This is a genomic window from Streptomyces sp. adm13(2018) (genome assembly GCF_008042145.1).
Lineage (GTDB): Bacteria > Actinomycetota > Actinomycetes > Streptomycetales > Streptomycetaceae > Streptomyces.
On record NZ_RDBH01000141.1, the window covers coordinates 111,929 to 124,310 of the forward strand.

Annotated in this window: 7 protein-coding genes and 1 pseudogene; 7 read left to right on the forward strand and 1 reads right to left on the reverse strand. The window is 66.9% G+C overall.

Annotation, left to right across the window (positions count from 1 at the left end; translation table 11 throughout):
* Positions 1 to 214: 214 nt before the first annotated feature.
* The 3 genes and pseudogenes from rpoB to fusA all read left to right on the forward strand — a co-directional run.
* Positions 215 to 3,697, forward strand: a complete 3,483-nt coding sequence (gene rpoB / locus EAO70_RS28480) for a DNA-directed RNA polymerase subunit beta (protein WP_148005756.1) — start codon at positions 215 to 217, stop codon at positions 3,695 to 3,697.
* Between the two features lie 109 nt (positions 3,698 to 3,806).
* Positions 3,807 to 7,706, forward strand: a complete 3,900-nt coding sequence (locus EAO70_RS28485) for a DNA-directed RNA polymerase subunit beta' (protein WP_148005757.1) — start codon at positions 3,807 to 3,809, stop codon at positions 7,704 to 7,706.
* 182 nt (positions 7,707 to 7,888) lie between these two features.
* Positions 7,889 to 9,181 (forward strand): annotated as a pseudogene (gene fusA, locus EAO70_RS28490) (elongation factor G); the annotation flags it as partial.
* 94 nt (positions 9,182 to 9,275) lie between these two features.
* On the opposite strand, the gene EAO70_RS28495 reads toward fusA, so the two are convergent.
* Complete coding sequence (locus tag EAO70_RS28495; protein ID WP_261993099.1) at positions 9,276 to 9,521, reverse strand: dTDP-4-dehydrorhamnose 3,5-epimerase; 246 nt, start codon at positions 9,519 to 9,521, stop codon at positions 9,276 to 9,278.
* Here EAO70_RS28495 and EAO70_RS28500 point away from each other — a divergent pair.
* From EAO70_RS28500 to EAO70_RS28515, 4 genes are all read left to right on the forward strand, one after another.
* Entirely contained in the window at positions 9,502 to 10,356 is an 855-nt protein-coding gene (locus tag EAO70_RS28500) for a hypothetical protein (RefSeq protein WP_261993100.1), read from the forward strand. The two genes, EAO70_RS28495 and EAO70_RS28500, sit on opposite strands and share 20 nt — an antisense overlap.
* Before the next feature lie 264 nt (positions 10,357 to 10,620).
* Complete coding sequence (gene rpsL, locus EAO70_RS28505; protein WP_003948652.1) at positions 10,621 to 10,992, forward strand: 30S ribosomal protein S12; 372 nt, start codon at positions 10,621 to 10,623, stop codon at positions 10,990 to 10,992.
* Positions 10,993 to 10,994: 2 nt separating this feature from the next.
* Positions 10,995 to 11,465 carry a 30S ribosomal protein S7 gene (rpsG, locus tag EAO70_RS28510; RefSeq protein ID WP_015035567.1) on the forward strand — a complete coding sequence of 157 codons (471 nt, stop codon included), beginning with the start codon at positions 10,995 to 10,997 and terminating at the stop codon, positions 11,463 to 11,465.
* 39 nt (positions 11,466 to 11,504) lie between these two features.
* A partial coding sequence (locus tag EAO70_RS28515) for a GTP-binding protein (protein ID WP_148006562.1) occupies positions 11,505 to 12,382 on the forward strand: 878 nt, incomplete at its 3' end.

A 12,382-nucleotide genomic window follows, 5' to 3' on the forward strand; every position in this document is an offset into this window, starting at 1 on the left:
GCCCTGGACATCAGTGAGCCAAGTGGCTACACTGACCCTTTGCGCTGCCTGTTAGCTGCCTCCTGCCCGTCACCAGGGGCATACCTTCGCATCCGTTCCTCGGACCGACCCCGTCTGACCTGGCTTTCCGGCCATCTCAGGAAACGTCTGCCGTGAAGCGATGCAGGGGACCGGTACGCGCGTAGTGAGTCCGAGCCCTCGGAAGGACCCCCTCTTGGCCGCCTCGCGCAACGCCTCGACCAATACGAACAACGGCGCCAGCACCGCCCCGCTGCGCATCTCCTTTGCAAAGATCAAGGAGCCCCTCGAGGTTCCGAACCTCCTCGCGCTGCAGACCGAGAGCTTTGACTGGCTGCTCGGCAACGCCGCCTGGAAGGCTCGCGTCGAGGCTGCCCTTGAGTCGGGACAGGACGTCCCCAGGAAGTCCGGTCTGGAGGAGATCTTCGAGGAGATCTCTCCGATCGAGGACTTCTCCGGGTCGATGTCGCTGACCTTCCGCGACCACCGTTTCGAGCCGCCGAAGAACTCGATCGACGAGTGCAAGGACCGTGACTTCACGTACGGCGCCCCGCTCTTCGTCACCGCCGAGTTCACCAACAACGAGACCGGCGAGATCAAGTCCCAGACGGTCTTCATGGGCGACTTCCCGCTCATGACGAACAAGGGCACCTTCGTCATCAACGGCACCGAGCGTGTCGTGGTGTCGCAGCTGGTCCGTTCGCCGGGTGTCTACTTCGACTCCTCCATCGACAAGACGTCCGACAAGGACATCTTCTCCGCCAAGATCATCCCGTCCCGGGGTGCCTGGCTGGAGATGGAGATCGACAAGCGCGACCTGGTCGGTGTCCGCATCGACCGCAAGCGCAAGCAGTCCGTCACCGTCCTGCTCAAGGCTCTCGGCTGGACCACCGAGCAGATCCTGCAGGAGTTCGGCGAGTACGAGTCCATGCGCGCCACCCTGGAGAAGGACCACACCCAGGGCCAGGACGACGCGCTGCTCGACATCTACCGCAAGCTGCGTCCGGGCGAGCCGCCGACCCGTGAGGCCGCTCAGACGCTGCTCGAGAACCTCTACTTCAACCCGAAGCGCTACGACCTCGCCAAGGTCGGCCGCTACAAGGTGAACAAGAAGCTCGGCGCCGACGAGCCGCTGGACGCCGGCGTGCTCACCACCGACGACGTCATCGCCACGATCAAGTACCTGGTCAAGCTGCACGCCGGCGAGACCGAGACGATCGGCGAGAACGGCAACGAGATCGTCGTCGAGACCGACGACATCGACCACTTCGGCAACCGTCGTCTGCGCAACGTCGGCGAGCTCATCCAGAACCAGGTCCGCACGGGTCTGGCTCGTATGGAGCGCGTCGTGCGCGAGCGCATGACCACCCAGGACGTCGAGGCGATCACGCCGCAGACCCTGATCAACATCCGGCCGGTCGTCGCCTCCATCAAGGAGTTCTTCGGCACCAGCCAGCTGTCGCAGTTCATGGACCAGAACAACCCGCTGTCGGGTCTGACGCACAAGCGTCGTCTCTCGGCGCTGGGTCCCGGTGGTCTGTCCCGTGAGCGGGCCGGCTTCGAGGTCCGAGACGTGCACCCGTCCCACTACGGACGCATGTGCCCGATCGAGACCCCCGAAGGCCCGAACATCGGTCTGATCGGTTCGCTCGCCTCGTACGGCCGCGTCAACGCGTTCGGCTTCATCGAGACGCCGTACCGCAAGGTCGTCGACGGCCAGGTCACCGACGAGGTCGACTACGTCACGGCCGACGAGGAGGACCGCTTCGTCATCGCGCAGGCCAACGCCGCGCTCAACGACGACCTGCAGTTCACCGAGCCCCGTGTCCTGGTGCGTAAGCGTGGCGGCGAGGTCGACTACGTCGAGCCGTCGGACGTGGACTACATGGACGTCTCGCCGCGCCAGATGGTGTCGGTCGCGACCGCCATGATCCCGTTCCTCGAGCACGACGACGCCAACCGTGCCCTCATGGGCGCGAACATGATGCGCCAGGCCGTGCCGCTCATCAAGTCGGAGGCCCCGCTCGTCGGCACCGGCATGGAGTACCGCTGCGCCACCGACGCCGGCGACGTGCTCAAGGCCGAGAAGGACGGTGTCGTCCAGGAGCTCTCCGCGGACTACGTCACCGTCGCCAACGACGACGGCACGTACATCACGTACCGCCTGCACAAGTTCTCGCGCTCGAACCAGGGCACCTCGGTCAACCAGAAGGTCGTCGTCGACGAGGGCGACCGCGTGATCGAGGGCCAGGTCCTCGCCGACGGTCCCGCCACCGAAGACGGCGAGATGGCGCTCGGCAAGAACCTGCTCGTGGCGTTCATGCCGTGGGAGGGTCACAACTACGAGGACGCGATCATCCTGTCGCAGCGCCTCGTGCAGGACGACGTCCTCTCCTCGATCCACATCGAGGAGCACGAGGTCGACGCCCGTGACACCAAGCTCGGCCCGGAGGAGATCACCCGGGACATCCCGAACGTCTCCGAGGAGGTCCTCGCCGACCTCGACGAGCGCGGCATCATCCGTATCGGTGCCGAGGTCGTCGCCGGCGACATCCTCGTCGGCAAGGTCACGCCCAAGGGCGAGACCGAGCTGACCCCGGAGGAGCGTCTGCTCCGCGCGATCTTCGGTGAGAAGGCGCGTGAGGTCCGTGACACCTCGCTGAAGGTCCCGCACGGCGAGATCGGCAAGATCATCGGCGTCCGCGTCTTCGACCGCGAGGAGGGCGACGAGCTTCCCCCGGGCGTGAACCAGCTGGTCCGCGTCTACGTCGCCCAGAAGCGCAAGATCACCGACGGTGACAAGCTCGCCGGCCGTCACGGCAACAAGGGCGTCATCTCGAAGATCCTGCCGATCGAGGACATGCCGTTCCTGGAGGACGGCACCCCGGTCGACATCATCCTCAACCCGCTGGGTGTCCCGTCCCGAATGAACCCGGGACAGGTCCTGGAGATCCACCTCGGCTGGCTCGCCAGCCGCGGCTGGGACGTCTCCGGCCTCGCGGACGAGTGGGCGCAGCGCCTCCAGGCGATCGGCGCCGACCAGGTCGCCCCCGGCACCAACGTCGCGACCCCGGTCTTCGACGGTGCGCGTGAGGACGAGCTCGCGGGTCTGCTGAACCACACCATCCCGAACCGCGACGGCGAGCGCATGGTGCTCCCGACCGGCAAGGCGAGGCTGTTCGACGGCCGCTCCGGCGAGCCGTTCCCGGACCCGATCTCCGTCGGGTACATGTACATCCTCAAGCTGCACCACCTGGTCGACGACAAGCTCCACGCGCGTTCGACCGGCCCGTACTCGATGATCACCCAGCAGCCGCTGGGTGGTAAGGCCCAGTTCGGTGGCCAGCGCTTCGGTGAGATGGAGGTGTGGGCGCTGGAGGCTTATGGCGCCGCGTACGCCCTCCAGGAGCTGCTGACGATCAAGTCCGACGACGTGACCGGCCGCGTGAAGGTCTACGAGGCCATCGTCAAGGGCGAGAACATCCCTGAGCCCGGCATCCCCGAGTCCTTCAAGGTGCTCATCAAGGAGATGCAGTCCCTGTGCCTCAACGTGGAGGTGCTGTCCTCGGACGGCATGTCCATCGAGATGCGCGACACCGACGAGGACGTCTTCCGCGCAGCGGAGGAGCTCGGCATCGACCTGTCCCGGCGCGAGCCGAGCAGCGTCGAAGAGGTCTGACGGGAGTCCGGCCGGGGGCTCGGCGATTTCACCGCCGAGTCCCCGGCCGGCCCCAGGACCCCCGTATCAGACCCCAAAGCCTTACAACCCTGAGAGGGATTGACGCATAGTGCTCGACGTCAACTTCTTCGACGAGCTCCGGATCGGTCTGGCCACCGCTGACGACATCCGTCAGTGGAGCCACGGCGAGGTCAAGAAGCCGGAGACCATCAACTACCGCACGCTCAAGCCCGAGAAGGACGGACTCTTCTGCGAGAAGATCTTCGGTCCGACCCGGGACTGGGAGTGCTACTGCGGCAAGTACAAGCGTGTCCGCTTCAAGGGCATCATCTGTGAGCGGTGTGGCGTCGAGGTCACCCGCGCCAAGGTGCGCCGTGAGCGGATGGGCCACATCGAGCTGGCCGCTCCCGTCACCCACATCTGGTACTTCAAGGGCGTTCCGTCGCGCCTCGGCTACCTGCTGGACCTCGCCCCGAAGGACCTCGAGAAGGTCATCTACTTCGCGGCGTACATGATCACGTACGTCGACGACGAGCGTCGTACGCGTGACCTGCCCTCGCTGGAGGCGCACGTCTCCGTCGAGCGCCAGCAGATCGAGAACCGTCGCGACTCCGACCTGGAGGCCCGCGCCAAGAAGCTCGAGAACGACCTCGGCGAGCTGGAGGCCGAGGGCGCCAAGGCCGACGTGCGCCGCAAGGTGCGCGAGGGTGCCGAGCGCGAGATGAAGCAGCTGCGCGACCGTGCGCAGCGCGAGATCGACCGTCTGGACGAGGTCTGGTCGCGCTTCAAGAACCTCAAGGTCCAGGACCTGGAGGGCGACGAGCTCCTCTACCGCGAGCTGCGTGACCGCTTCGGCACGTACTTCGACGGGTCGATGGGTGCCGCGGCGCTGCAGAAGCGCCTGGAGTCCTTCGACCTGGAGGAGGAGGCCGAGCGCCTCCGCGAGATCATCCGCACCGGCAAGGGCCAGAAGAAGACCCGTGCGCTCAAGCGCCTCAAGGTCGTCTCCGCGTTCCTGCAGACCGCGAACAGCCCCAAGGGCATGGTTCTCGACTGCGTGCCGGTCATCCCGCCGGACCTGCGTCCGATGGTGCAGCTGGACGGTGGCCGCTTCGCGACCTCCGACCTGAACGACCTGTACCGCCGCGTGATCAACCGCAACAACCGTCTGAAGCGTCTGCTCGACCTCGGTGCCCCCGAGATCATCGTGAACAACGAGAAGCGGATGCTCCAGGAGGCGGTCGACGCCCTCTTCGACAACGGCCGTCGCGGTCGCCCGGTCACGGGCCCCGGCAACCGTCCGCTGAAGTCCCTCAGCGACATGCTGAAGGGCAAGCAGGGTCGTTTCCGTCAGAACCTGCTCGGCAAGCGTGTGGACTACTCCGCGCGTTCCGTCATCGTCGTCGGTCCGCAGCTGAAGCTGCACCAGTGCGGTCTGCCGAAGGCCATGGCGCTGGAGCTCTTCAAGCCGTTCGTGATGAAGCGCCTGGTCGACCTGAACCACGCGCAGAACATCAAGAGCGCCAAGCGGATGGTCGAGCGCGGCCGCACGGTCGTGTACGACGTCCTCGAAGAGGTCATCGCCGAGCACCCGGTTCTGCTGAACCGTGCGCCCACGCTGCACCGCCTCGGCATCCAGGCCTTCGAGCCCCAGCTGGTCGAGGGCAAGGCCATCCAGATCCACCCGCTCGTCTGCACCGCGTTCAACGCGGACTTCGACGGTGACCAGATGGCCGTGCACCTGCCGCTCTCCGCGGAGGCGCAGGCCGAGGCCCGCATCCTGATGCTGTCCTCGAACAACATCCTGAAGCCGGCCGACGGCCGTCCGGTCACGATGCCGACCCAGGACATGGTCCTCGGTCTGTTCTTCCTGACCACCGACGGCGAGCTCCGTGACACCAAGGGCGAGGGCCGCGCGTTCGGCTCCACGGCCGAGGCGATCATGGCGTTCGACGCCGGCGAGTTGGCGCTGCAGTCGCAGATCGACATCCGCTTCCCCGTCGGCACCGTCGCTCCGCGTGGCTGGGTTCCCCCGGTCACCGAAGAGGGCGAGCCGGAGTGGCAGCAGGGTGACTCGTTCCGCCTGCGGACGTCGCTGGGCCGCGCGCTCTTCAACGAGCTGCTGCCCGAGGACTACCCCTTCGTCGACTACTCGGTCGGCAAGAAGCAGCTCTCCGAGATCGTCAACGACCTCGCCGAGCGGTACCCCAAGGTCATCGTGGCGGCGACGCTCGACAACCTGAAGGCGTCCGGCTTCTACTGGGCGACCCGCTCCGGCGTCACCGTGGCCATCTCCGACGTCGTCGTGCCCGAGGCCAAGAAGGCCATCGTCAAGGGCTACGAGGAGCAGGACGAGAAGGTCCAGAAGCAGTACGAGCGCGGTCTCATCACGAAGGAAGAGCGCACTCAGGAGCTCATCGCGATCTGGACCAAGGCGACCAACGAGGTCGCCGAGGCGATGAACGCGAACTTCCCGAAGACGAACCCCATCTTCATGATGGTCGACTCGGGTGCCCGAGGAAACATGATGCAGATGCGTCAGATCGCGGGTATGCGTGGTCTGGTGTCGAACGCCAAGAACGAGACGATCCCGCGTCCCATCAAGGCGTCCTTCCGTGAGGGCCTCACCGTTCTGGAGTACTTCATCTCCACGCACGGTGCCCGTAAGGGTCTGGCGGACACCGCCCTGCGTACCGCCGACTCGGGTTACCTGACCCGTCGTCTGGTGGACGTCTCGCAGGACGTCATCATCCGCGAGGAGGACTGCGGCACCGAGCGCGGTCTGAAGCTGCGGATCGCCGAGCGCGGCGCCGACAACGTGCTGCGCAAGACGGACGACGTCGAGACCTCCGTGTACGCGCGGATGCTCGCCGAGGACGTCGTCGTCGACGGCAAGGTCATCGCGCCGGCCAACGTCGACCTGGGTGACGTGCTCATCGACGCCCTCGTGGGCGCCGGTGTCGAGGAGGTCAAGACCCGCTCGGTCCTGACCTGCGAGTCCGCCGTCGGTACCTGTGCGTTCTGCTACGGCCGTTCGCTCGCCACCGGCAAGCTGGTCGACATCGGTGAGGCGGTCGGCATCATCGCCGCCCAGTCCATCGGTGAGCCCGGTACCCAGCTGACGATGCGTACCTTCCACACCGGTGGTGTGGCCGGTGACGACATCACCCAGGGTCTGCCCCGTGTCGTCGAGCTCTTCGAGGCCCGTCAGCCCAAGGGTGTCGCCCCGATCTCGGAGGCGGCCGGCCGCGTCCGCATCGAGGAGACCGAGAAGACCAAGAAGATCGTCGTCACCCCGGACGACGGCACCGACGAGACGGCGTTCCCGATCTCGAAGCGTGCCCGTCTGCTCGTGGGCGAGGGCGACCACGTCGAGGTGGGCCAGAAGCTCACCGTGGGTGCCACCAACCCGCACGACGTGCTGCGGATCCTCGGTCAGCGCGCGGTCCAGGTCCACCTGGTCGCCGAGGTCCAGAAGGTCTACAACTCGCAGGGCGTGTCGATCCACGACAAGCACATCGAGATCATCATCCGGCAGATGCTGCGCCGTGTGACGATCATCGAGTCTGGCGACGCGGAGCTGCTGCCGGGCGAGCTCGTCGAGCGCTCGAAGTTCGAGACCGAGAACCGTCGTGTGGTCACCGAGGGCGGTCACCCCGCCTCCGGCCGTCCGCAGCTGATGGGTATCACCAAGGCCTCGCTGGCGACGGAGTCCTGGCTGTCGGCCGCCTCCTTCCAGGAGACGACCCGAGTCCTGACGGATGCGGCGATCAACGCCAAGTCCGACAGCCTCATCGGCCTCAAGGAGAACGTCATCATCGGTAAGCTCATCCCGGCCGGTACGGGTCTGTCCCGCTACCGCAACATCCGGGTGGAGCCGACCGAGGAGGCCAAGGCCGCGATGTACTCGGCCGTCGGCTACGACGACATCGACTACTCGCCGTTCGGCTCGGGCTCCGGCCAGGCCGTTCCGCTGGAGGACTACGACTACGGTCCGTACAACCAGTAAGCGAGTCGCTCGACCGAAGGGCGGTCACCCCGTGGGGGTGGCCGCCCTTCGGCGTTCCGCGGGAGGCGCCGGCGGGCCGCTGCCCGGCCGGTCCGCGCGGGCGCCGGGTAGGTTGGCGGCCACCGACCGAGGAGCCGCCCCGTGCCCGCCGCCCGCCCCCGCCTGCTGTACGTCACCGACCTAACAAGGGTGTTCAGCCCCTGCTCGACGCGGTCGTCCGTTACCTGCCGTCGCCCCTGGACGTCGAGGCCATCGAGGGCCACGACGTCAAGGACCCCGAGGTCGTCGTCAAGCGCAAGCCGTCCGACGACGAGCCGCTGTCGGCCCTCGCGTTCAAGATCGCGAGCGACCCGCACCTCGGCAAGCTCACCTTCGTCCGGATCTACTCCGGTCGCCTGGAGGCCGGCACCGCGGTGCTGAACTCCGTCAAGGGCAAGAAGGAGCGCATCGGCAAGATCTACCGCATGCACGCGAACAAGCGCACCGAGATCGACTCGGTGGGCGCCGGCGACATCGTCGCCGTCATGGGCCTGAAGCAGACCACCACCGGTGAGACGCTGTGCGACGACAAGAACCCGGTCGTGCTGGAGTCCATGGACTTCCCCACGCCGGTCATTCAGGTCGCCATCGAGCCCAAGTCCAAGGGTGACCAGGAGAAGCTGGGTGTCGCCATCCAGCGTCTCGCGGAGGAGGACCCCTCCTTCCAGGTGCACACGGACGAGGAGACCGGCCAGACCATCATCGCCGGCATGGGCGAGCTCCACCTCGACATCCTCGTCGACCGCATGCGTCGCGAGTTCAAGGTCGAGGCGAACGTCGGCAAGCCGCAGGTCGCCTACCGCGAGACGATCCGCGGAACGGTCGACCGGCTCGACTTCACCCACAAGAAGCAGACCGGTGGTACCGGTCAGTTCGCCAAGGTGCAGATCGCGATCGAGCCCATCGACGGCGACGACTACGCGTTCGTCAACAAGGTCACCGGCGGCCGCATCCCGCGCGAGTACATCCCGTCCGTGGACGCGGGCTGCCAGGAGGCCATGAGCCTCGGCGTGCTCGCCGGCTACCCCCTGACGGGCATCAGGGTCACCCTGCTCGACGGAGCCTTCCACGAGGTCGACTCCTCCGAGCTCGCGTTCAAGATCGCCGGTTCGATGGCCTTCAAGGAGGCCGCGCGGAAGGCGTCCCCGGTGCTGCTCGAACCGATGATGGCCGTCGAGGTCACCACGCCCGAGGACTACATGGGTGAGGTCATCGGCGACATCAACTCCCGCCGTGGCCAGATCCAGGCCATGGAGGAGCGCAGCGGCGCCAAGGTGGTGACCGGTCTCGTTCCGCTGTCGGAGATGTTCGGCTACGTCGGCGACCTCCGCAGCAAGACCTCGGGTCGCGCCAACTACTCGATGCAGTTCCACTCCTACGCCGAGGTCCCGCGCAACGTGGCCGATGACATCGTCGCGAAGGCGAACACCGCTTAGGACCGCCCCCCGGTCCCGGGGCGCACGGCGCCGTGGCGGGAGACCCGATCCGGGTCTCCCGCCACGGCGTTCGCCTGTGTCCGCCTCGGTGCCCTCAGCCGCGCACCGCTCCCGACCGGGCGTCGAGCCGCAGGCTCTCCTCGAAGCCGGGCAGGATGCCCAGCTCCCCGGCCTCGGCGAGCGTCGGAGCCGTGCGGTCGCGCTCCGACAGCAGCAGGTCGAGACCGTCCGGGAAGGGGAGGCCGAGCTCCGGGTCCAGCGGGTGGATGGCGTGCTCCCGCTGCGGCTCGTACCCCGTGGACAGCAGATACGAGATCGTGGTGTCGTCCTCGAGCGCCACGAAGAGGTGCCCCACCCCGATCCCCCGCCTGCTGTACGTCACCGACCTCGCCTACCCGGCCCGCGGACGGCGCTACTGCGACGAGGACATCCACCTCACCGCACGGCTGCGCGAGGCCTTCGACCTGGCGCTCTGCCACCCGCTCGACGCCGCGGCCCTCATGGACGGATTCGACGCCGTCGTCGTCCGCAACAGCGGCCCGGTCATCGGCTACCAGCAGGCGTACGAGGCCTTCCGCGAGCGGGCCCTGGCCGCGGGCACCCGGGTCTACAACCCGCTCCACGGGCGCGGGGACATGGCGGGCAAGCAGTACCTGCTCGACCTGACCGCGTCCGGGCACCCCGTCATCCCCACCGTCGACCGGCCCGAGGACCTCCACCGGCTGCCCGAGTCGGCCGCGTACGCGGTCAAGCCCAAGGCCGGGGCCGATTCCATAGGCCTGCGGTTCCTGGCCCGCGAGGAGCTCGCCGGCCTGTCCTACGGGGGCCTCCTCGTCCAGCCCCGCGTCGACTTCCGCTACGAGGTCTCCTTCTACTTCGTCGACGACCGCTTCCAGTACGCCCTCCACGCCCCCGACCCGGCCCGCCGCTGGGTCCTGGAGCCGTACGAGCCCACCGCGGCGGACCTCGCCTTCGCCTGCGGCTTCGTCGACTGGAACACCCTCGACCACGGCATCCAGCGGGTGGACGCCTGCCGCGCCCCCGGCGGCGAGCTGCTCCTCGTCGAGCTGGAGGACCTCAATCCGTACCTCTCGCTGGACCGCGTCCCCGAGGAGACGCGGGAGCGCTTCGTGGCCTCCTTCACGGACTCGCTGCACCGCTTCCTGGCGGCCTGAGGCGCACCGCGCGGTGACGGAGGGTACGCGTGGCCATTTGTTTTGACCGGAGTCCATGCGATAGGTACGCTCAAGCCTTGTGCCTGGGGTGTGCCTGGGCTCGCGTGCGTGTCATCAACCGCAGGGCGAGTCAGATATCGGCCACCGTGATCCGCACCTTTCCGCCCTGGTGGAGAGGTCCGCGCGATTCGACACACCCGACCGCGTGGGTCGGCGAATGTTCCAGGTTAGTTTCACCGACGGCACACAGAAACCGGAGAAGTAGTGCCTACGATCCAGCAGCTGGTCCGGAAGGGCCGGCAGGACAAGGTCGAGAAGAACAAGACGCCCGCACTCGAGGGTTCCCCTCAGCGTCGCGGCGTCTGCACGCGTGTGTTCACGACCACCCCGAAGAAGCCGAACTCGGCCCTCCGTAAGGTCGCGCGTGTGCGTCTGACCTCCGGCATCGAGGTCACGGCCTACATCCCGGGTGAGGGTCACAACCTGCAGGAGCACTCCATCGTGCTCGTGCGCGGTGGCCGTGTGAAGGACCTGCCGGGTGTTCGCTACAAGATCATCCGCGGTTCCCTCGACACGCAGGGCGTCAAGAACCGTAAGCAGGCTCGCAGCCGCTACGGCGCCAAGAAGGAGAAGTAAGAATGCCTCGTAAGGGCCCCGCCCCGAAGCGCCCGGTCATCATCGACCCGGTCTACAGCTCTCCTCTTGTCACCTCGCTGATCAACAAGATCCTGCTGGACGGCAAGCGTTCCACCGCCGAGCGCATCGTGTACGGCGCCATGGAGGGTCTTCGCGAGAAGACCGGCCAGGACCCGGTCATCACGCTGAAGCGCGCGCTGGAGAACGTCAAGCCGGCCCTCGAGGTCAAGTCCCGCCGTGTCGGTGGCGCCACCTACCAGGTGCCGATCGAGGTCAAGCCGGGCCGCGCGTCCACGCTGGCCCTCCGCTGGCTCGTCGGTTACTCCCGCGCCCGTCGCGAGAAGACCATGACCGAGCGCCTCATGAACGAGCTCCTCGACGCCTCGAACGGCCTCGGTGCGGCCGTCAAGAAGCGTGAGGACACGCACAAGATGGCCGAGTCCAACAAGGCCTTCGCGCACTACCGCTGGTAGTCGCAACCCACATCGAGACCGAGAGAAGACTGAGCCGATATGGCTACCACTTCGCTTGACCTTGCCAAGGTGCGCAACATCGGCATCATGGCTCACATCGACGCGGGCAAGACGACCACCACCGAGCGGATCCTGTTCTACACCGGTGTCTCGTACAAGATCGGTGAAGTCCACGACGGCGCTGCCACGATGGACTGGATGGAGCAGGAGCAGGAGCGCGGCATCACGATCACGTCTGCCGCGACGACCTGCCACTGGCCGCTCGAGAATGTCGATCACACGATCAACATCATCGACACGCCGGGTCACGTCGACTTCACCGTCGAGGTGGAGCGTTCGCTGCGCGTGCTCGACGGTGCTGTCACCGTGTTCGACGGTGTGGCCGGCGTCGAGCCCCAGTCCGAGACCGTCTGGCGTCAGGCGGACCGCTACGGCGTGCCGCGCATCTGCTTCGTCAACAAGCTCGACCGTACGGGCGCCGAGTTCCTCCGCTGCGTCGACATGATCGTGGACCGCCTCGGCGCCGTCCCGATCGTGATGCAGCTGCCCATCGGTTCCGAGATGGACTTCCAGGGCGTCGTCGACCTCGTCCGTATGAAGGCGCTCGTCTGGTCCGCGGAGGCGACCAAGGGCGAGATGTACGACGTCGTCGACATCCCGGCCTCGCACACCGAGCTCGCCGAGGAATGGCGCGCCAAGCTGGTCGAGACCGTCGCGGAGAACGACGAGGAGCTCATGGAGCTCTTCCTGGAGGGCGTCGAGCCCACCGAGGAGCAGCTGTACGCGGCTGTCCGTCGTATCACCATCGCTTCCGGCAAGGGCAACGGCGAGAAGACGGTCACCCCCGTCTTCTGCGGTACCGCGTTCAAGAACAAGGGTGTTCAGCCCCTGCTCGACGCGGTCGTCCGTTACCTGCC